Source organism: Nostoc sp. 'Lobaria pulmonaria (5183) cyanobiont', assembly GCF_002949795.1.
GTDB lineage: Bacteria > Cyanobacteriota > Cyanobacteriia > Cyanobacteriales > Nostocaceae > Nostoc.
Window position 1 is genome coordinate 2,951,754 of sequence record NZ_CP026692.1, and the last position, 21,051, is coordinate 2,972,804.

Genomic DNA, 21,051 nt, shown 5'->3' on the forward strand with positions numbered 1-21,051 from the left:
GGCTCAATAATTCGGGGTAGCAGAAGAAATTAAGGTCAGCGAGGAACACACAGTGTCATAAAATAACGCCAGTTCGACGGGACGGAAACCGACACCGCCAACTCGACTCACCAGTAACAACCTAGCGTGGCAAAACTTACTAGAGAAGAGTGGAAATCCTGTAATCTTGATCTTGTAGCGAAATAATGGTGCAAAAACTTGGCATGAAATTGTCTAAAACCGGAGGCAACATCGTTTGAAGTACTCGATTGTGTTCAAAAAAGATGCCCCTCGTGCGGCAAAGCAATGTGGAATGAATACAATAATCCTCGACATATAAGAACGTTAAATGGGGTAGTACAACTACAGCTAAAACCCACATTCCGCACTTCAAAAAGTAACATAAATAAACTACACTCACAAGCAATTCAAAACTATAGTTAAAAAAATCAAATAACAATCAAAAATAAATTATGCGCGCCAAAAATCTAGCTTTTTTATTGTATTTAAAAAGCTAGTAAGACAACAATATTTAATTGAATTTTTTCAATCAGTTATGAAAACACAAGACTATACAATAGTGAATTAGAGATTTTAAAACTAAGACAATAAATAATACTTTTGACAAGCTGTAGGCAGGAATTGTAAGATTCGACAACGTTCCTCAGTCAAGTTAAGAATCCTATAAATTCCTTGTGTAATCAGAAAATGAATCCCTTGAAAACATTGAAATATCCAACGCAAAGTAGGGGATTCTGTGGATTTATTCAGTTGATTTTTAACTGTCGCTTTTCGGGTCTTTAACGAGGTTCTTAATTGTCTTTGTCCCAGATTATAAACCAAAAGAGACAATGCCATTAACATCATCATTGTCTCTATTCTTTCTGGATTTTTCACAAAAAGACTATCGGCGAAAAATAACGGGTCTTTGATAAATCTAAATCCTCTTTCTGTAGATTGCTGTTCTTTATATATTCTCAATATTTCTCTGGATTCTAATTCGGTTGTCTTTAAAATATTCGTTGCTAAAATAAATCGACCACAAGAGTTTTGATTTTGGCTGATTAGCTCCTGATCTTCTATGACTTTACCTCCTAATTTATAAACTCCTGTCTGCCTTTTATTTAATCTCTCGGTAATTTCTAAATCTGATATTTTATGATATTTTAGTTTGGCTACTAACTCTTGAATTTTTAATTCCGCTAAAGATTCTTGTTCAAATTCTTCTTGTGCTAACTTCACAAGCTGGTTACTAATTTTTAGGAACTCTTCTTGGATTTTTTGGGTTAGTTTCTTTAAGTCTGCTTTTTTTCTCTCTGCACTTTCTACTAATAACCATCTTTGCTCTATTCCTCCATAAGATACTTTTGATTCTTGATAGCTATATCCTTTGATGTCACTTGGTTTCAGTTCTTTACTTGTGAAGGCTTTAACTAAATTTTTGGCTTTTTTAATGGATAACGGTACTCGACTTATCCATTTCATATTCGACATTAATTTTAAATTACTTTCACTATATAATGCACTATCAGCAACCATTATACTTTCAAAATCTATTTGTTTTTCATACTCCACCAGGATTTGAGCGAATACTGCTTTATCTGATTCATTTCCTGATGCTCCTCTAAAAAATAAAGGTATATCTCCATCACTACTTACTATTAAATCTAATATACATTGTTTTAAGTCTGGTCTATGGTCACGAGAATATGCCTGTGTGATTATAATAGGATTTACTCGGCTTATTCCTGATTCTTTTTCTAGATTATTTGGGTAATTATTATACTTTCCATGTAAATGCAATGATGTTGAATCTAAATGGGAATACTTAGTTGATACTCCATATTTCTTGACTACTTCTAATGCAATTGTTAGAAATAATTTTGTTAATCCATATTTGTACAGCTTATCCATTACTCTGCCTATTTTATCATCATTTAAATCCTCTGCTTTAATCCCTGAACCCAATAAATGCTCTATTGCTTTATCTTCAAAAAATTGAGAAAATAAATACAATGGCCTCGACACAAAACCTAGTCCGTTAAGAATGATTGCTTTGACTACTTCTCCTGTATTAACTTTCTCTCTACTATCTATTAAAAATATCTCATTGAGTTTTTCTCCTATTCCTATCTCATCTATTATTCCTGCTATTATTCCTAAGTGATCTAAGTTTTTACTCTCCAACTCTTCTTTTTGGTAATTCATATTTTAGGGTATTTTTATTTAATTCAGGCTCATTTTCTCATTTTTGTTCCTGAATTTATTGTCAATACCTTATGAATTTCCATTTCTTGGCACTTTTTATACTACTATGTATATTTGCTACTTATTTAGATAAGTGTTTATATTTAAGCTATTTTTGCTACTTATTTTACCGATACTCGTACTACAAAATGAAGTGCGGAATGTGGGATTAAATATTGTTGTCTTACTAGCTTTTTAAATACAATAAAAAAGCTAGATTTTTGGCGCGCATAATTTATTTTTGATTGTTATTTGATTTTTTTAACTATAGTTTTGAATTGCTTGTGAGTGTAGTTTATTTATGTTACTTTTTGAAGTGCGAAATGTGGGCTAAAAATTCGTCAATGTCAAAATAAGTCATGTCTGTGGTATAAAAAAGCATATCGACCAGAGCAAGAAGGGTCACTCGCTCTACCACAGAACGAATTTGGTTTGGATGTGATTTTATAAGGAGCATTACGCTACCAGGAACATAGAAGTGTTCCTCAAATACACACTCACCTTGAATTAAAGGGTATATGTATCAGTCAACGAACGATCACGCACCTAATTGACAGATATGACGAGTTACTTTCTTTATGGCTATAAGGATGTTTCAAGGGTTTGAGCCTACTTTTTTCCTTAACCAAACAGTATTCCTGTCTTAACTATCTCAAAAATTTACTTAAATGTCTTAACTTTCCTTGATTTTTATTTTTAGCTAAGAGAAGATAAGTCTGCACATGATAGAGCAATCGACTTTGGCACTATCTATTGAGCGATTATTATTTAGCTATCTAAAAATATATAATTTTTTCTCAAAAAAATTGCTTTCTTCATAGGCTTATTTAGCTGTCATTTTCCACTACACATCTGCTGTGAAAATTATGAAATATATTGATTTAAATTCTCGTTTCCATTGGCAATAAGTAGATGAACTTAATTAAATACAAAATGCTTTTTTACTAACTATGGCAGGCATAATGCCCACCCCACAAAACAATTAACCTCTTATGGGGTATGGGGTAGGCGTCTCGCTTGTCCTGTTTTCACGTTATTTATGTCCATCTACTCATTACGACGCTTTATTTACTAATTAAGACAAGTTGATTGAGTAATAATTATATGTTGCCATTGCTAAAAATATCAACCTGGATTTATCAAATTTCACTTCAACACCGCAATGAAAAAGAAGTAAGTGGAATGATTGAGAAAGCTCGGCATATAGCATTAAATCTAGAGATCAGCTATTTTCTGAGAGTGATAAAACAGGGCGATCGGCATCGGAGAATCCAAGGAGAGATAAGACACTTAAAACTTAAGTAACAGTAAAAATAATGAGCATAATAGTGAAATTATATCAGAATATTGTTGTGGTTAAATGTTGTATTGGTTATAAAAGTACAAGTATCCCTATTTATGGAAATTGACTTGGCTATGAGATATCAGGTCGGTGGTAGCCTGAAGTATGATGACTCTACATATATTGTCCGTCAAGCAGACGAACAACTTTATACTGGATTAAAAACAGGAGATTTTTGTTATGTCTTCAAGTGCCACCAAATAGGCAAATCATCTCTACTACACCAGACTATTCATCATTTAGAAAAAGAAAATCATATATGTGTTTATCTGAATTTAGCTCTATTAGGTACTAATCAAATTACACCTATACAATGGTATAAGGACATTATTTTCAGCTTGTTTCACAAGTTAAATCTGACAGAGCGAATCAACTTTGAAAGTTGGTGGGAGCAACAATCAGAGCTTGATCCTGTACAACGACTGTATAAATTTGTTGAACAGGTGTTGCTGAGAAAAGTCCAAAATAATCGCATTTTCATCTTTATCGATAATATTAATAGCGTGCTAAGTTTGAATTTTCCGGTCAACGATTTTTTGATCTGGATTCGTTACTGTTATGAGCAGCAAGCACACAACCCAAGTTTTCAACGCTTGGTTTTTGCTTTGTTTGGTGTAGCTAGTCCATCTAACCTAATTGTTGATCGACATCGAAATCCCTTTAAGATTGGTCAAGCAATTAAGTTATGTGACTTTCAATTACATGAAGCTATGCTCCTACTTGAAGGTTTAGAAGAAGTAGTCACCCAGCCACAGGCAATATTGCAGTATATTATTCATTGGACAAGAGGACAGCCGTTTCTCACGCAAAAGCTTTGTCAGTTAGTTGTGCAAGTTGCTTTGGAAAATTATAAAAGAACGATTACTATACCGAACGGTGCTGAAGGATATTGGATAGAACAATTGGTGCGATCGCGCATTATTCAACATTGGGAATTCCAAGATGAACCTGAACACCTCCGTACCATAAGAGATCGCTTACTTTTTGACGAACACAAAGCAGGAAAGTTATTAAAAATTTATCAACAGGTGTTACAAGTAGAGGAACTAAGGAATAGGAACCCGATAGAGAACTTGATACCAGCCGATAATAGTGAAGAACAGACGCAACTATTGCTATCTGGTTTGATAGGAAATTATAACGGCTATCTGAGAGTTAAAAATCCGATCTACCGGAGTGTTTTTACTCCTCAATGGATATCAAGACAGTTAGAAAATCTTCCCTTTTCTTGGTAGAAGCTAGTAATCAGAATACATCTGTTAGGCAAGTTCTGCATTGCTTGTATACTAAAAAAGTATAAAATACTACTAAATTATACACCATATACTCGTATATCTTTGGACTTTGCTTGTGCATAATTTCTGCCAATTTTTCAACCAAGTCTTGATTACAAGTAGTTACACAACTATAAATACTAAGTATTTATAGTTTTACTAAAGCGATAATATTTTTGCTACACTCAACAAAAAGTCACAAATTATACAAGCTAAAAATATTACATTATTTAATCATATTTGTACAAATTTAGGTAAATACAAGGACTTCATTTCTTCAGAGAGTTTTTGCAAGACTACCATTAAAACACCGAGTGAAAAAGTAGGAAAAGTAGGAAAAGTAGGATAAATAGATAATTGATGTTAGTGTCTACTATCAAGCTAATATAATGTAAATTAGTTGATTAGAGTTCCTATGGATTTTACAAAAAATAAAAGAAGACTGTATCAAAAATTGCTACGCTAAATTCCAGTTTCAGTAGGTAAATAGAAAAAAGTATTGCTTGTAAAACTCATTTATAATACATATCTGGAACAGCAATGTATAAAAATAAACGCACACGAGGAGTTGTACTAACTTCCACAGGAATTAAACGGTTACAATCAGCAATTCTTTCTGTGGAGATAGTAGAAAATAAAGGCGAACACTTGAGTTTAGAAAAAATAAGCTCGCGCATTCATGTTTCTAGTAGAACTTTGAGTAAATTATGGTCTTTAAGTGAAAGTGTAGATCAAAAAACTATAAAACTCTGCTTTAGCGCTTTTAATCTAGAATTACACAGCGAAGACTACACCATAGTCAATAAAGCAAATGAGACTGAAACATCTGAATTATTGTCTATTACAAATATAGAAGAAAATTTATCTCAACGTTCCGAATTAACCTCATTTGTCGAAGAACATCACACACAAACTGAACAGATAGAAAATCTTTGGTCATACCCGGATGGCCCCGTACCTTTAGATTCTCACTTTTATATTGAACGTCCTCCACTAGAGAGAAAAGTTTATCGGGAAATAACTACTGGTGGCTGCGTGATTCGGATTAGGTCTCCCAAACAGATGGGTAAAAGTTCTCTTGTGTTGCGGCTTTGTGCCTTTGCACACAAACTTGGGTATCAGACTGTGAATCTGAATTGCTACCAATTCGATAGTGAGTGTCTAACTGATTTAAATCAACTGTTGCGTCGTCTTTGCTGGAAAATTGCAACAGGGTTAGGTATTGACCCCAACCTCAAGGAAAAGTGGAATGAAGAAATTGGCTACAACTTGAGTAGCGGCTTGTATTTAGAAAACTATTTGCTCGATCAATGTCAAAGCCCAGTGGTTTTAGTGTTGAATGAAGTTGACCGTTTTTTTGAATATCCTTACATTTGCCAAGATTTTTTTGCTTTGTTGCGGTCATGGTGTGAGGAAGCACGACACAATCCCAACTGGCAAAAGCTGAGGTTAATAATGGTTTACTCAACCGAAGACTACATCTCTATGGATATTAACCTCTCTCCTTTTAATATTGGTCTACCTATTCGTCTGAATGATTTTACTCAACCACAAGTAGAAGATTTAGCTAGGCGGTATGGTTTAGACTCGTTTAAAGCTAAAGATTTTGCCAAACTGATGTCATTAGTAGGAGGACATCCAGCACTAATTCAGATTAGTTTGTACTATCTTTGCTCTCAAGAAATGACCCTACAAGAAATAATAGAGGATGCGATCGCCAGTGGTGGCATCTACCGATATCATTTATGGCGACACTGGCTCAAACTGCAAGAAAATCCTAGACTGGCAAAGACCTTTGCTGAAATTCTGGCAGCAAAGCAAGATATTTCTCTTAATCCTATTGACACTTACAAGCTTGAAGGTTTGGGATTAATTCGCTTTGAGAGCGATCGCATCTTACCGCGTTGCGAACTCTACCGCGCCTATTTTGCAAAACAGCTATCGACAATTGTTTGATAGAGCAACACTTTTGGCACTGACTCATTATCAAGTACCGCGTAGGCGCAGCCCAACCTAGGCATCGCAGGATGTGGAGAATATTTAAATGCATCTATACCAATAGTAAGACATCAGCAATTTTGCGAGGGATTTAATGGTTAAACACTAATTAAAAATCTGGGCAATAACTCTTTCATTACTAGAACACTTTGGTGAGAATAAATTATTGCTGCTGACGCTAACAAAAGCCAAGCCTGAAAAATATCTTATATTCAGCGTGTTTTTTGCAAGATATTAAAGGTTCCTCTTAGCCAAGAAGAAATTGAAATTTGTGGTTTTTACAAGAGATGAAATATCAAGTAGGGGGTAGTCTCCGCAGTGACGACCCCACATACGTTACGCGTCAGGCAGATGAACAAGTCTATGCCAGTTTGAAAGCTGGCAATTTCTGTTATGTCTTCAACTCCCGTCAGATGGGCAAGTCATCGTTACTACAACGCACAAGTTATCGTCTTAAAGAAGAAGGGCATAGTTGTGTTTACTTAGATATGACTCGCTTGGGTATTGAAGATACTACACCAGATCAATGGTACAAAGGCATTATTATCAGCTTATTATATAGTTTAAAATTAGCGTCACAAATTGACTTTCAGCATTGGTGGGAAATGCAAGCAGGTATTTCCTCAGTGCAAAAACTACAGCTATTTGTTGAAGATATCTTACTACCAAATCTCAAAAGTGATTCTCTGCGAGACGGCAAAGCCAAATGCATTTTCATATTTATTGATGAGATTGATAGCCTGCTAAGTTTAAGTTTCCCAATTAACGACTTTTTTGCTTGGATTCGTCAGTGCTATAATCTACGGCCGCATAACTCAAACTTTGAACGCTTGGGATTTGCACTATTTGGTGTAGCTAGTCCCTCCGACTTGATTGCTGATAAACGCCGCACGCCCTTTAACCTTGGTAAAGCAATTGAGTTACAGGGCTTTGGATTGGATGAGGCCACGCCCTTGCTTCTAGGATTAGAAGAAGTAGTCAGTCAACCACAAGCAATACTGCAAGAGGTTATTTATTGGACAGGCGGACAACCCTTTCTGACACAAAAACTCTGTGACTTAATTACTCAAGTAGCCTTTGAAACTAGAGGGAAGATTACCCTGCCTCCAGGTATAGAAGTATTGTGGGTAGAGCAATTAGTGCTTAAGCAGATTATTCAAAATTGGCAGTCACAAGACGAACCCGAACATTTGCGTACTATTCGCGATCGCCTCTTATTCGACGAACAACAGGCAGGGCGGTTGTTGGGTATTTATCAACAGGTATTGCTTGCAGAAGATGCTATTGAGCAGGGGAGCAGGGGAGCAAGGGGGCAGGCGAGCGGCGGAGAAGAGTTTTCCTCTTTGCCTCTTCATTCTGTTCCAAGTGATGATAGTCGAGAACAGACACAACTGTTATTGTCCGGTTTAGTAGAGAGACATAACGGCTATCTCAAAATTAAAAATCCTATCTATCGGAATGTTTTTAATGCCCAATCCCTGACTGTCTAATGAGTGTTGTAAGGTAAAAAGAGCACCTACCAGCAGTAAAAACTTCGTGATCGAAAAAAAGCCTCGGCATCGCCCACAAAGATATTTCCCGGATGCCAAACGAATAATTGTAAAATGTGAGCGAGAATTGTGTATCCATTGCAACACAATATTAGTTAGCCTTCCATCTTGGCACATGCGAAAAACCATTCAAACCTTAAATGGAGCAGTGTTTGTGGCAGGCAAGGGTAAAGAATGTGCCAACTCTCAATGTGAATATTTTGGTAAACACTACTTAGCCTGTGGTGTGCTAAAATATAGTTTACCTCAAAGCACTTACGGGCTAGATGTGCTGGCATTTATAGGTTGGCAACATGAGCATGAGCATCAACAGTTGGTAGAAATTCAACGCTTATTAAAGCAGCGTGGTGTTGAAATTAACGAGAGGAACGTAGGCAAGCTCTATCGACAATTTCTAGCACTCTTAGGTGGAACGATTGCACATACCCAGGAGAAATTAGCTGCCACAGCCCATGAACATGGTGGTTTAATTTGGGCAATTGATGCCTTACAGCCCGAAGGTCATGGAACCTTGCTGTATGTATTGTACGAAGTACTAAGTGGCACACCAGTCAGTGGAATTCAGTTACAACAAGCACAAGCACAACGGCTAATTGAATGGCTGCAACCATATAAGGAATTACCTTTTACAGTGCTAGCAACGCTGTCAGATGGGGAATCAGCAATCATTGCTGCAATGAATTCAAGTTGGTCAAATGCACCACATCAGCGTTGTCAAGCCCACTTTCTAAGTAATTTGAGTGAGTCTGTACTGCCATTAGATACAAAGCTCCGACAGCAATTAAAGGCAGATTTGGATGGGCTGCCACAAGTTCCAGATCGCTCAGAAAGACTTCTTCACCCAAATCAATTAAGACAGCCAGACAGTAGCCCCCTTTTTTAGCAATTCCCTATTTGTCAAGAGATGCGGAGTTAATGGCAGTCGAATCCCAAATTCGTGCTGCGATTCGGGATTGTGTAAATCGTACCAATCGTAAACCTTTTAATTGGGGAGGTATTGAAGGCTACCAACAATTATCAGTTATTGGAGAAATACTACGTAGTTTACCATGCCGGGAAATTGACACAGATTATTTATCTCTATTGTCAGTATGGGTGGACCTTGCTTTACTGACTAATTGTTCAGTAGCATCGGATTTAGAAGAGGCGCACAAGTGGCTGCGAAGAATTGCCGAATGTTTGCACTATCCAGAACACACCAGTCGTAACACAGATGATGTGACTTATATCACAGAAGCTGCAAAATTACCTTTAACAAGCTTTCAAGTCCGGTGCAAGATGGAAGAGTTATTACAACAGTTTGTGCCTGACAGTCAACAAAATCCGGCACAATTTGCTCTCAAAAAAAAGTTACAACTGCTGTGGCACAAATACGGGGCTAATTTGTTGCACTGCTATGATATCCCTGGTTTACCGCCAGATAATCTCAAAATTGAGTCAAAATTCAGCCAGTTGCGTCGCCATCAGAGGCGAATTAGTGGGCGCAAATCAACTGTTGAATTGCGTGATTTTGGGCAATATCAAGTTCTCTTTTTTGCTGAGAATGAAAAACAGCTACTTGAACAAATTCAGCAAGTACCTATAACTGAGTATAAAACTCAACGTCGTCGATTAGCAATGGCAGAAGCTCCTCGCCAACAAAAACGTCGTCTTCATCGTAATCCAGTTAGCGCAATACAAGCTTTGGTTAATCAACATCAAGAACTTCTCACTGTGCTTGAGTTTCAAGCTCTCAATACCAATTAGACAGCTAGGGGTTACAAAACTTACTTGCGACTTGAGTTTAACGTACCATACCGCACAAAAAATTGCAAACATAACGTAAACTGCCGTACTATCTTTATATTATTTCTCTGTTGTGTATGCCGAAATCAGGATTTAAAACAATCACAGTACCGGACTGGATTGTTGATGAAATTAAGAGACAGCCTGACTATAAAGGGAATCAAGCTGCCACTTTGGGGGCGCTCGTTAGGGATGGTGTTGCGGCTCGTGGCGGAGAATTGGAAAACCCAGCAATATTCCTTGCACAAGTACTGAATCACTTACCTAATTGGGAGCGGCGCGAATCCTGGGAGTTGGCGCTGACTATTTTAAGTTGGTTGCAAGAAACAGAGCGCCCTTCTAGTTAGCTTTGATGATATTACAGAGGTTTTCAGCTGTATGATTTTGCTGTTACGCGAACGCGCTACCCCGGAACAACTTGAACAAATGCTCCAAGAACACAAGTTCTACATTAAAACCGCAGTCGATATCGAGCGTCGGGTGTTGGTTGGTGGTGGTGATTTGCACTATGACTGCGAACAGGCTCTTTTAGGTGATGGTAGTCGGCAAGAAACTATCTGGGCAGCAAGCTTTATGCCTGTGACTCAAAAGATGATTTTTGAATCGATTGTCAATCTCCGCCCCCGGCAAAATAAATCAATGGAGATATTGGACTCTAATATTAGAGAAAGGGTCGCTCAAATCATTATCGAATTCCTGGGAAATTTATGATCGAATTGACACCGAGACAACAAATTTTTATACAAGATGATGTGACTACCCGTTTACATCATCTAGCTGCACACCTTGAGCAAATTCAGTCTTTGTGGACTCAAGGCTCATCGCAGGAATTGATGCTGACTCTGGTAAAAGAAAGTCGATACTTTATTGAGTGGACTGTACCAGATATGGTGAAAGCAGATGATATTGATAGAGCAGCAGAGTTGGTTGACTTAGGTCGCTTATTGACTCGATGGCTATTCCACTGGGAGAACATTTGGTCGGATACCGAACAAAAGCAATCTGCATCTGTTGAAACTTCATATTGGTTACGTCGGGTTTTGGAAATATCTCGTACAGAACCGGAATCACTGAGTGCTTGATCTTTATGAAGTCTGACGTTGTTTAATCAACACTGAACGCAAGTACTGCCGACAAGCTGCTTCTCCCCGATAAATCAAAATCCTTAGCGCCTGCACTTCCTGGATCGGAGAAATACAAATTTCGGCGATGGCTGGAATCAAATTCTGTTGCGATACCACATAGTCTTTATGGCACTGTTCTAATTCCTGAATTTTAGAGTTTAACTCCTGTATCTGTCGCAATGCTTTTGTTAAAGAAGATTCTTTGTTTTTAGAGCGATTATCCAGAGTGAATGTCATGTTGTTGCTCCTATGTAAAACATGATTTTCTTGATGGTTTTCATAATCAACGCATTGATCGCCAAGCAGCCGTGGGGATGAACATCTGTTATCGTTGTTTTTTAGTGGTTCGTGCTTAGATAACAAAGAAGAGAAGTCGTAAATCGTTACTGTTGGTTTTAGTTGTGGTTCAAGTTTTGGAAATGACTCTATTACGAGTTCAGGATTGCCCAAACCAATTGCATATTTAATTTCCTGTTCCATGACTGGATTCTCCTTGTTGAGAAAATTGCTCTACCTGCTCGATTGCGTTGACTACATCTCCCAAAATATTGAACGCATCATTTAGCACCACATCGTTTGAGGTAGAAAAATGCTCTGACGATTGAATTTTACGATAATCTCGACTACTCCCTACAAGCCGCAATGTATATTGACAGCCTTGTAGGATAGTCCGAATCTCTCTCTGCTGTGGTTAATTTGATTTCCATCGTTGTTTATCTCCCTGAAATTTATCTCGTTGAATACTGAGACTTGCTCCGACTAAAGAACTGCCTAAGAAGGCAGAAAAACTTACCAGCATTGCACCCAGGCAAATACCTTTCTGCTGCTGCCAACCAGAGATAATTATGTTGGGATTAGCATTTGTCTCGATAATCTCCATTCCCCAACACCCCATTGCCCCTACTCCTGAAAAGCTAGTAATCAGCAGAGAGATAATTGCAGTTGTTTCTATGGTGCGATCAATGAAAATTTTGGGGTTAAATCTTCTCCTAGTACGGCGGCGAAGAACCATTTTACTCTTGTGGTCTAACCTTGATTGGTAAACAACTTGTTTGTGGCAGGGCAAACGCATCTTATTTACTAATAAAAACTAAGGGAGATTCCAAAATGACATAGATAATTGTAAAAATTGGTGAAATGATAAATAAAACAAATCAAATATTTTTTCAAAATGTGAATTAGCTTACTTCAACTCAATGACTAATCGTCAATACTAAAATAATTCAATTATGAGCTACATAAGAATATATTTACTTAGAGGATAAATAAAACTTTTATGTAAAACATTCAACTCAAGTTTTGATGTACTATTTTAAGCTAACGCTAAAATACTTAGTAAATATTTGTTATCCATCGCTGCAAGAAACTGTTTATTTTTGATTCCACGTTTGACACGCTTCTCTTGAGTTAAAAGATTGACTGCAATATGTCTGAGAATTGCAAAATTCTGTGGAGCATTATCTTTTCTAATTCGACAGTCATCTTCTCTTAAGGCAACATCCAATAGCCAATGCAATGAATTTTCAATTCCCCAATGGCTGCGAATAGAATTACCAAACTGTTTAGCATCTGACTCAAGGCTACTGATAAAATACCGAGTTTCAACCGTTGTTTCACCATTGAATGAACGGACAGATTCTACCATGCCAACACTATTAAAATTTGACCAAATCGAATCTGGGTTAAGCCGAGATTCAATTTGAGAGAACATTACGTAATTGCGAATTTCATGACGGCCATGCCCTGTTCCTTCTGTTTTATATGTGCTATGTTTAATCCCATCAAAACCTGTGGCTATCCCTGAAGAGAATAGTTTTTCGACTTCATCATAAAGATTTCCTTGATTCTTCTTTAACGCAATTACATAATCTGCATAATGCTAGAGTGATTAGCTTCACAATCTCCTTCTGGCAGCCAATTGCATCAATGGTCACAATACATCCTGACAGTTCTAATACCTTTAATAATTCTGGAATTGCTGTAATTTCATTTGATTTTTCATCTACTTTTACTTGTCCCAGCACTAATTTATTTGTAGTTGCCCAGGCGCTTACCATTATAATTGCGCTTTGGTCACTACTTGTATCATAAGAACCACGTAAAGTTTTCCCATCAAGTGCGACAACTTCACCATCAGTTATCTTCTGTATTGATTTCATCCAGCTCAGAAAACATTCCTGGAACTGTTGAGGATTTATTTGTGCAAATACTCTTGCAAATGTATCGTGGGACGGAATCCCATTTGGTAATTCTAAAAATGTTTTTAACCATTCATACTTTGCACAACCATAAGTCTCTACGGCTACCCAACCATCCGCACCACAAATCACAGCACATACGGCAATGGTCATGATATCGATTAATTTATGTCGTTTGGTGCGATCTATTCGTGGATCTTGTATCACCGCAAAATGGTCAGCAATCGTAATTTTGGGTTTGAGCTTCATAGAGAGGAGAATAAGAACGTAATTCTTCTTTGTGATCAATGTGAGAATACCACGTTCAATGAAGGGCAGCTGTCCTGACTTTTCACAACATCTGTAAAAGTCACTTTGGTCAGGGGAGCAACGCGATTTGGTGAGGTCTGGGAAAAAAGGTGCGATCGCTAAATCCTTTCATCAGTAATAAAAATATATTTATACATATTAAGTAGTAAATTGTAAATGAAATTACTTAGTACTCAGATTTGATTTTTAGCGATCGCACCTCGTTTACCGAATCTGACAAAATCGCATTGCTCCCTTGGTCAGTTAGCTATCGCATAAATTGAGTTTTTCTTTTCGCTGATCTTCTCGTGATTCCTAGTCATTAATCTAAAACTATTGAGAATCAGACTGTGAGAAAACTTACGCTATTTAGTGACTTGAGAACTGACCGTGAAAATTCAGGCAGCCGTCCGTCGGCTGCCTCTAACTCTCCCCTAATAATGATTATTATTTTCATCTAAAGTGAGGTTTAATATCCTGAAAGCCCTATGTAGTTTGAGTCTTGGTGTATTTCACCATGATTCAGGCTCGTCAATATTTAGATGCGTTTGCCCTGGTTTCTGCCCACGGCAATTCTCTACGATCAATCATCATGTATATAGATAACCTTAGTATTGAAGAAATACCCAACCTCGAACTTGCGACTAGTGTTCCGATTGTCTATGAGATTAATCAGCAAGGAAAAGTAACAAGTTCTGTAATCATCTAGCCGATCAAAAATTGAGATTCTAGTACTATGTTTGTGAAAGATGAAAATTTAATATTTTGTGGGTTTCATCAGGAAAATTGTTGAGCAAATGGAAAAAATAAGATTTATTAAGTTCTGAAATTTCTCAATTAAGTTTCCTAATTGAGAAAATATATTTAAGAGTCCTAAGCGTTGTCAAATCCTCAAAACTGGTTTGAGTTTTGTGACTAGCTTAACCATGACATCAGTGTTATCTTTTTTAATTACTAAATCCACGAAAAAAGCACGAGTAATTGTTGTGCAACGACTAAATGAGTTTGAACTTGAGGGCAAAAGTATTCACATCTTGATATTTAATTTTAAATGGAGTTCAACAGCTTGATTACAGAACTCAAAATTCTTCTGCCCATTTCAGTGGCGATGACATTGGGACATTCAGTAGACCGAAAACTTTTCCAAAACCCTTATCAGCCCTTAATTTCACCTTGGGAAGATCATCTGCTCAAATCAGCTTCTAATCTACCTTTCAAGGACCTCTGTTTTAGATGGACTTAAAAGCGATCGCTTGTGGTGATGATGGACAGTCCCAACAACGCCGCCTGAAACCCTTATTATCTCGGCAATTTAAGTCGGGTGAATTCTTAGGGATACAAAAATCTGGATAAGAGGGATCACAGTTATTCTGTTGCTGCCCTTGAGTTGGTTGCAAAGTTGTCTTTCGGGTAGCTCTGTGGCGGAAGTCCCAAGGCATTACGGGATTAGCCAAATGGCATTAAGAAAACGTGAAACCTGGTCTGGCCAGGGTGTTGGGGTAGGGTGTAGTGTTAATAAACATTCATTTTTTAGGGGTGAAACAGAGGGGGAGCTACGCGAAAAAGTGAGATCGAGGTTTAATTCTCAATTATCTAGCTAGATTCTCAATAAAACCAGCCATTTCATTGCGATGCCTGCGGCGGGCTACGCCTACGCACTATTAAACAGGTGATTTATACCCCTAATTTTTAGCACCTCACTTTGGAGCGTTGCTCCCAAACAGACGTTACTTCTTCATTCCCTACATCCCACACCCCAAAACCAGTAATATCAATGATTTCCGCTTATCTTAGTGCCATTCAACTCTTACCCAACTGCGTCATAAATTAGCTTCTGTACTAGAAAATATTACACCAGAGGTGATTGTTTCTCTTACCTCTTACGACTTTATTCTTGAAGCTTTATTTAACGCAGCTTCATAAAAAATTGGTATAATACCTAACTAGTCACAAGCAAGCAAAAACAGATTGCATAATTATCATTTTTCCCATCAGCAAAAACCTGAGTTTTTGTGGGTGCTTGTGCTGGTTGGAGGTGGTTCGATATTTTGGCCAGCAAATTTGAGTAGGTTAGCAAAGATAACTGTCTGATTGCCACCTAAAATTGGCTGCCAATCTTTAGGTGCTTTATTAATATAAGATTCCCGATCGGAATCTAAAAGTCCATAAAATACCTCGGCTACAATCCGACCACCTACCCAACCTAGCTGAGTTTTAGCACCAACACCATTTAGTAAGTCTACTTCGGAAAAACTTTTTCCCACACCAAAGCGATCTACTAAAGGAGCTTGACCCTCAGCTAAGATGTAAAACCAGAGTGGGGTGTCGTTTTGCAGACTCTCAGCAATTGGCTCAAACTTGAACAGTGCATCGCCTGCCGAATTTTCACCCGCTGGTTGTCTCACACTGAGTTGATCTGATGTGAGAGGAATAGCCTGAGTAAAACCTTTGTTCTGTAAAGCTTTGACAATCTGTTGCCCACCTTGTACTCTGTAGTTGTTGCCTCGCAATAAATTAAGCAGTGCTAGGGATGGACGTGGTGGTACTACTTTCGTGTCTGGTAAGGTGTCAGGGCTGATCGCATCTTTAACTTCTTTAATAACCCCCCCAACATTCTGGCTGGTTGGCAATACAGGAGACGGTAAAACGCCAAGTGGGTCAACCAAGTTGGAATCAATTTTGTAAGCTAGTTGTAAGCGTACTTCTGGTCTTTCTGTTTTATCAGCAGGCTCGTCACGAGGTTCATTAGGCAACACTCCTGGGTCTGTAAACGGGAAAAAGCGCGCCCAATTATCAATGACATGATGACTCGGTAGTGGCTCGAATCCTAATAAACTGTCATTGTCTGGGTTGCAACTTTCACTATCCGGGAAAATGCTAAATCTTTTATCTTTGTTGAGGCGATAACCAAAACGTACTCCAGAATGTCCAAAGCGGTAAGCTGCTACTACAAATTCGCGGGGTAAATTCTCGCGTTTGTCTTCTGTGTAAAGAGCATAGTTTTGGGCGCGCTGGTCACGAGTTTTGTCTTTTAGACCTTCTAGAACATCTGCGTTAACAATGCGCGGCAAAAAGTCTTCTATCACTATCTTTTGATAAACCCAGCGTACTTCGTTTCGTGCTGCTTCAAACAAAGCAGTACCCGTCAGTTTCTGATCGTCTTGCAGTCTCCGATTATTTTGTTTGAGCTTTGCTACTACTGCATTATGATACTTGACAAAAGACAATTGAATTTGACTGATGATCGAGTTTTCATCATTACGTTTGTCACCAACAATCGCGCGACCATTGGGGCTACGCAGTAAATCTTGATCTGCCTGATTTTTAAAGTCTTCAACTAGCTTTGTATTACTGACGGTAGGTTGAACCTGATTTTCAGTACCATTTTTATATAAAAGACTAGCTCCATCCTCAGCGTACATAAAAGGTTGAGCATCAGGACCGTCACCGTATAAGGAATCCAAATCAAAGCGTGGAGTTCGTAAATTACTTGGCAAACGATCTTGAGAACCAATATCTACTGGGTTTAAAGATGATGTGTTATCAAAGGTTAGATCGTGATCGATGAATTGACCAAAGTATGTATAACCTGCTGGTAACAGCAAATTTTCTTCAGGATCAGGACCATCTTTCACGGTATCAAGCTCTGACTTTATGCTGTTGGCAAGTTTTAGTAGTTCATGGGTCGGATAGCTTTTTGCTCTTAAAGACAGTAAATGTGTAAATGCTTGTTCTCGTGTGCCGACGGAACCGTGACCAAATCCACTCATATAATGCTCCTTAATTAAGGTAAAGTTAATTGATTGAATGACTATTGCGTTAAAGCAATCTGCACTTTAGATTTCGATAAAATTATCAAAAGAAAGTGATTTTGACAGCTTTGACATTTTTGTAAGCAGAGATGGCATAGCCTAGTTGTCAAATTAATGTCGGCTAGGATGTATCCCTGTCTATCATCAGATTTCCTCCTTATAGATTTGTTTACTTTCTGAAAGCTTTTTATCACTCTTTAGGAAGAGACCAGAGTTTGATGGTTTTGTCGGCACTGCTGCTGGCTATCATGTTTCCATGCGGTCTGAAAACTACTGACCGCACGCCTCGCTCATGCCCGATCAAATTCTCCAAGAGTTTGCCTTTAGGCAATCCCCATAACTTGATAGTGCTATCATTGCTACCACTAGCTAATCTCTTGCCATCGGGACTGAAAGCCACTGACCACACAACTCCTGAATGTCCATTTAGGGAGTGCAACAATTTACCAGTGGGCATTTGCCAGAGTTTGACTGTCCTATCAGCACTGCCACTCGCTAAAGTCCGTCCATCAGGGCTAAAAGTCACTGAGCGCACGGCTTGTGAATGAGCATTCAGGGTTTTTAGAACAGCACCATCCATGAGCCGCCAAATTTTGAGTGTCCCACTCTCATTGCCACTAGCTAAGGTCTGCCCATCCGGACTAAAAGCAACAGTTCTTACCCACTTTCCATCCGATAACTGATGAACTTGTACGCCAGTCTGCACGTTCCAGATGCGGATGGTTGTGTCAGCACTACCACTGGCTAACCACTTTCCGTTGGGGCTGATGGCAACGGCTTCTACATCATCTGTATGGCCATCTAGAGTACGAAGCAGTTGCCCCGTCTCTAAATTCCAGAGTTTAATACGGTTATCCCAACTGCCACTAGCGAGCAGCTTGCTATCTGGACTGATAGCAAGGCTTACCACTGCATCGCCGTGTCCTTCTAAAGTATAGAGTAAGGTGTTACTAGGCAGATCCCAAATTTTGATTTTTTTATCGTAACTGCCACTGGCGAGGAAGCGTCCATCAGGGCTGATTGCAAGAGCGTAAACCCAAGTTGAATCTCCTTGGACAGAACGTAAAGGTTGAGTGGTTGCAACAGAGATAGTAGCAACACTAGCGTTTCGGAAGGAAGACAATAGGTTAGCACAACTGCTACTACCAACCAAGATCGTTAGGGTGCTGATTGCGAATGCTGCTGAAGATTTCCAGGTAATTTGTTTCGATCTCATAACAGGACATTCCTTGTGCGAGTGGGAGAATAATCTGATTTGCACCCACTGCGTAACGGTGTCGGAGACTAGCGGTACTATAGAGTAATTTTTTCTGGAATTTGAGATGAGAACGCTTTTCCTTTGGCTTTTTGTTGTTTATTCCGATATTCAAGCCAGCGTCGCATCAGAAATAAAAGAGTTGTCGTGACAATCCCTACTAGCCCAATCGGGGTTAAATAGCTCCAATGATCTAACATTTTGTCCCAAACGTGCCAAGTGAGCAGGAACATAGCTAAGTAAGTCAGGGTATGTAATCGCTTCCAATTTTTTTTCAGTCTTTTGACACTCCAGTCATTAGAAGTAATTGCCAATAGGGTAAAAATTATAAAGGTAGATACACCTTGGATATAAATCCAATAGGTATTGGGATCTAAAAAATCAAGGTCTCTCTTTTTCACTAAGAGGAAACCGTGAAGCAAAGCCAAGCAGAAAGCCAGAATACCGATAATTCGTCGATATTTCAACAGCCATTTGGGAAGGTTCGCTTGTTTAGTTTGAGGAAAAATAATTCTGAGATTCGTGGGCATTAAGGTGAGAATATAAGCTCCTAAAGCTATAAATCCCAAGCTGTTTTCTAACGGTGCTGTATCGATTGCTGCCATGACTAATCCTCCTTAATTTTTCAAGAAAAGCCACTTTTTTATAAGCTAAATATTTCCTACTGGTATATTTATCTAACTCCACTGCTAACTAAGTTAAAGCCTGAGATTTACTGACTCATTTTTGACTTGTGACTACTTTTGTTATGACTTTTATCATCTAAGAATTGAACAGTCGTCATGAGAGGATGTTTGTAAAGCCTGGGTATTTCTGTAGAACTATCTACGCCTAGTTAGATATTTATGCAGTTTTGCAAAAACTGGGGTCAAATTTGTAGGGCAGCAGAAGCGGATTTGCCAGAATCAGGGTAAACGCTTCAGTAATCCTAGCGCGATCTTCTGAGAGAGAATCTCGCGCTTCAATTTCTGCTGCAGTTGCACTCAAAGTCTTTTGAGAACTCCACAGAATGATTGATCTAGGTTATGGGGGGCAATTGTTGGCTCAAAAAGAATTGGGATGGGATAGAAATATTATCCGTAAAGGAATCAAAGAATAAACAACTGGGATTACTTATATAGATAATTATTCTTTATAAAGGGCGCTGGAAGGCAGAAGAACACTTACCAAACCTTTTGGAAGATATTAAGAAACTGGTTGATTCTCACTCGCCAAACTGATCCAAGTTTTAAAAGTCAGAGATTGTATACACGCTTCACAGCCTCTGAAGTACGAAAGCTATTAATTTGACAAGTTTGGTTACAGTATTGACCAGTTACCAACTGAAGAAACAATTCGTGTGAAATTAAACTATTTAGGTTATCGACTCAAACGAGTAGCAAAAGTTTTACTTCAAAAAAAATACCAGAAACTGACGCAATTTTTGAACAACTAGCACTCTTTTAATGAATCAGCTTTAAATGATAAGAGTATTTTACGTCTTAGTCTTGATGCCAAAGGCCGTGTGGATATTGGTTCATTTGATCGAGGAGGCAGAAACCGAGCTTTAACTAAGACTGAACGGTACTAGTGTTGCAGTTGCAGACAATTACACTTTAGTAACAAACAATACTCGTCACTACAGATGTATTTCTAATTTACAGTTGGAAAACTGGATTTTATCTTAAAAATATTAAGTATTTTACACTTTTGACTTAACTGCTTGCTGTGATGCTTGTAAAGTCTGAGGCAAACTCCAGTCGGGACGCAAGCTAGCGGCGTTGCGTAAATAAATATGATGAATTGAGGCGGAGGTTGGCAGATAAGCGTGAATTAAGAAGCGAATACAGCGCTGTAAGCTGCCTTCTACGTGCATTTGCTGCACATCCAACATAGCCACATTATCCCAACCAGAACGCGCTCTTGCGATCGCAGCTGGAAAAACTGCATCCAAATCGCGTGTCACTGAAAAAGTCACACTAATGATGTCCCTCTGCTGAAATTGATTCCGGTTTTCCAGTTCATCTAGTAGTTCTGTAACCACCTCTCGGATTGTCTCAACAGTATTTTCTGAAGCGGTTGTTGCTCCGCGAATAGCCCGCATTTGCCAGTCCACGCCAAAATCCTCCTTAAAACACAAAAGTGAGGAGTTAGGAGTTGAGAATGAGAAGTTAAGATTTTTAACTCATAACTTTTCATTCATAACCAAAGGCAGAGCAT

General features: G+C 38.4%; 17 protein-coding genes and 2 pseudogenes. 10 read left to right on the forward strand and 9 right to left on the reverse strand.

Annotation, left to right across the window (positions count from 1 at the left end; all coding sequences use genetic code 11):
- Nucleotides 1-579: 579 nt before the first annotated feature.
- Entirely contained in the window at nucleotides 580-2,187 is a 1,608-nt protein-coding gene (locus NLP_RS12750; protein WP_104906718.1) for an IS1634 family transposase, read from the reverse strand.
- Nucleotides 2,188-3,624: 1,437 nt separating this feature from the next.
- On the opposite strand from NLP_RS12750, the gene NLP_RS12760 reads away from it, so the two are divergent.
- The 8 genes from NLP_RS12760 to NLP_RS12800 all read left to right on the forward strand — a co-directional run bounded on the left by NLP_RS12760 (nucleotide 3,625) and on the right by NLP_RS12800 (nucleotide 11,257).
- Nucleotides 3,625-4,803 carry an AAA-like domain-containing protein gene (locus tag NLP_RS12760; RefSeq protein WP_234017305.1) on the forward strand — a complete coding sequence of 393 codons (1,179 nt, stop codon included), beginning with the start codon at nucleotides 3,625-3,627 and terminating at the stop codon, nucleotides 4,801-4,803.
- Nucleotides 4,804-5,382: 579 nt separating this feature from the next.
- Nucleotides 5,383-6,798 carry an AAA-like domain-containing protein gene (locus tag NLP_RS12765; protein ID WP_104906720.1) on the forward strand — a complete coding sequence of 472 codons (1,416 nt, stop codon included), beginning with the start codon at nucleotides 5,383-5,385 and terminating at the stop codon, nucleotides 6,796-6,798.
- 329 nt (nucleotides 6,799-7,127) lie between these two features.
- On the forward strand, nucleotides 7,128-8,330 hold the full coding sequence (locus NLP_RS12775) for an AAA-like domain-containing protein (RefSeq protein ID WP_104906721.1): 1,203 nt from the start codon (nucleotides 7,128-7,130) through the stop codon (nucleotides 8,328-8,330).
- A 46-nt stretch (nucleotides 8,331-8,376) separates the two neighbouring features.
- On the forward strand, nucleotides 8,377-9,273 hold the full coding sequence (locus NLP_RS12780) for a hypothetical protein (RefSeq protein WP_158680361.1): 897 nt from the start codon (nucleotides 8,377-8,379) through the stop codon (nucleotides 9,271-9,273).
- A gap of 32 nt (nucleotides 9,274-9,305) precedes the next feature.
- Complete coding sequence (locus tag NLP_RS12785; RefSeq protein WP_104906722.1) at nucleotides 9,306-10,136, forward strand: hypothetical protein; 831 nt, start codon at nucleotides 9,306-9,308, stop codon at nucleotides 10,134-10,136.
- A 116-nt stretch (nucleotides 10,137-10,252) separates the two neighbouring features.
- Nucleotides 10,253-10,522 (forward strand): hypothetical protein, encoded by a 270-nt coding sequence (locus NLP_RS12790; protein ID WP_104906723.1) that lies wholly within the window; start codon nucleotides 10,253-10,255, stop codon nucleotides 10,520-10,522.
- A 31-nt stretch (nucleotides 10,523-10,553) separates the two neighbouring features.
- Nucleotides 10,554-10,886 (forward strand): DUF5674 family protein, encoded by a 333-nt coding sequence (locus NLP_RS12795; protein ID WP_104906724.1) that lies wholly within the window; start codon nucleotides 10,554-10,556, stop codon nucleotides 10,884-10,886.
- Nucleotides 10,883-11,257 (forward strand): hypothetical protein, encoded by a 375-nt coding sequence (locus NLP_RS12800; protein ID WP_104906725.1) that lies wholly within the window; start codon nucleotides 10,883-10,885, stop codon nucleotides 11,255-11,257. Before NLP_RS12795 ends, NLP_RS12800 begins: the two co-directional genes overlap by 4 nt.
- Before the next feature lie 3 nt (nucleotides 11,258-11,260).
- On the opposite strand, the gene NLP_RS34885 is transcribed toward NLP_RS12800, so the two are convergent.
- The 3 genes and pseudogenes from NLP_RS34885 to NLP_RS12820 all read right to left on the reverse strand — a co-directional run bounded on the left by NLP_RS34885 (nucleotide 11,261) and on the right by NLP_RS12820 (nucleotide 13,746).
- Complete coding sequence (locus NLP_RS34885) at nucleotides 11,261-11,779, reverse strand: hypothetical protein (RefSeq protein WP_234017306.1); 519 nt, start codon at nucleotides 11,777-11,779, stop codon at nucleotides 11,261-11,263.
- Nucleotides 11,780-11,990: 211 nt separating this feature from the next.
- Nucleotides 11,991-12,311, reverse strand: coding sequence for a hypothetical protein (locus NLP_RS12815; RefSeq protein WP_234017307.1), 321 nt, complete (start codon nucleotides 12,309-12,311; stop codon nucleotides 11,991-11,993).
- Between the two features lie 300 nt (nucleotides 12,312-12,611).
- Nucleotides 12,612-13,746: pseudogene (locus NLP_RS12820) on the reverse strand (ISAs1 family transposase).
- A 556-nt stretch (nucleotides 13,747-14,302) separates the two neighbouring features.
- Here NLP_RS12820 and NLP_RS12825 point away from each other — a divergent pair.
- A complete protein-coding gene (locus NLP_RS12825; RefSeq protein ID WP_199784813.1) occupies nucleotides 14,303-14,494 on the forward strand; it encodes a hypothetical protein in 192 nt (63 codons plus the stop codon).
- Nucleotides 14,495-15,776: 1,282 nt separating this feature from the next.
- Here NLP_RS12825 and NLP_RS12840 read toward each other — a convergent pair.
- From NLP_RS12840 to NLP_RS12855, 4 genes are all read right to left on the reverse strand, one after another.
- Nucleotides 15,777-17,555 (reverse strand): peroxidase family protein, encoded by a 1,779-nt coding sequence (locus NLP_RS12840; RefSeq protein WP_104906729.1) that lies wholly within the window; start codon nucleotides 17,553-17,555, stop codon nucleotides 15,777-15,779.
- A gap of 232 nt (nucleotides 17,556-17,787) precedes the next feature.
- Entirely contained in the window at nucleotides 17,788-18,813 is a 1,026-nt protein-coding gene (locus tag NLP_RS12845) for a WD40 repeat domain-containing protein (protein ID WP_104906653.1), read from the reverse strand.
- 77 nt (nucleotides 18,814-18,890) lie between these two features.
- Entirely contained in the window at nucleotides 18,891-19,457 is a 567-nt protein-coding gene (locus NLP_RS12850) for a ferric reductase-like transmembrane domain-containing protein (RefSeq protein WP_104906654.1), read from the reverse strand.
- 238 nt (nucleotides 19,458-19,695) lie between these two features.
- A complete protein-coding gene (locus NLP_RS12855; RefSeq protein WP_199784814.1) occupies nucleotides 19,696-19,839 on the reverse strand; it encodes a hypothetical protein in 144 nt (47 codons plus the stop codon).
- Nucleotides 19,840-19,861: 22 nt separating this feature from the next.
- On the opposite strand from NLP_RS12855, the pseudogene NLP_RS34890 reads away from it, so the two are divergent.
- Nucleotides 19,862-20,410: pseudogene (locus tag NLP_RS34890) on the forward strand (ISAzo13-like element transposase-related protein); the annotation flags it as partial.
- 123 nt (nucleotides 20,411-20,533) lie between these two features.
- On the opposite strand, the gene aroH reads toward NLP_RS34890, so the two are convergent.
- Entirely contained in the window at nucleotides 20,534-20,947 is a 414-nt protein-coding gene (aroH, locus tag NLP_RS12865) for a chorismate mutase (RefSeq protein ID WP_104906730.1), read from the reverse strand.
- Nucleotides 20,948-21,051: the final 104 nt, after the last annotated feature.

Coding starts and splice junctions, on each gene's coding strand:
- NLP_RS12750 (WP_104906718.1), bottom strand. CDS start 2,187: ATGAATTACCAAAAAGAAGAGTTGGAGAGTAAAAACTTAGATCACTTA.
- NLP_RS12760 (WP_234017305.1), top strand. CDS start 3,625: ATGGAAATTGACTTGGCTATGAGATATCAGGTCGGTGGTAGCCTGAAG.
- NLP_RS12765 (WP_104906720.1), top strand. CDS start 5,383: ATGTATAAAAATAAACGCACACGAGGAGTTGTACTAACTTCCACAGGA.
- NLP_RS12775 (WP_104906721.1), top strand. CDS start 7,128: ATGAAATATCAAGTAGGGGGTAGTCTCCGCAGTGACGACCCCACATAC.
- NLP_RS12785 (WP_104906722.1), top strand. CDS start 9,306: ATGGCAGTCGAATCCCAAATTCGTGCTGCGATTCGGGATTGTGTAAAT.
- NLP_RS12790 (WP_104906723.1), top strand. CDS start 10,253: ATGCCGAAATCAGGATTTAAAACAATCACAGTACCGGACTGGATTGTT.
- NLP_RS12795 (WP_104906724.1), top strand. CDS start 10,554: ATGATTTTGCTGTTACGCGAACGCGCTACCCCGGAACAACTTGAACAA.
- NLP_RS12800 (WP_104906725.1), top strand. CDS start 10,883: ATGATCGAATTGACACCGAGACAACAAATTTTTATACAAGATGATGTG.
- NLP_RS34885 (WP_234017306.1), bottom strand. CDS start 11,779: ATGGAACAGGAAATTAAATATGCAATTGGTTTGGGCAATCCTGAACTC.
- NLP_RS12815 (WP_234017307.1), bottom strand. CDS start 12,311: ATGGTTCTTCGCCGCCGTACTAGGAGAAGATTTAACCCCAAAATTTTC.
- NLP_RS12825 (WP_199784813.1), top strand. CDS start 14,303: ATGATTCAGGCTCGTCAATATTTAGATGCGTTTGCCCTGGTTTCTGCC.
- NLP_RS12840 (WP_104906729.1), bottom strand. CDS start 17,555: ATGAGTGGATTTGGTCACGGTTCCGTCGGCACACGAGAACAAGCATTT.
- NLP_RS12845 (WP_104906653.1), bottom strand. CDS start 18,813: ATGAGATCGAAACAAATTACCTGGAAATCTTCAGCAGCATTCGCAATC.
- NLP_RS12850 (WP_104906654.1), bottom strand. CDS start 19,457: ATGGCAGCAATCGATACAGCACCGTTAGAAAACAGCTTGGGATTTATA.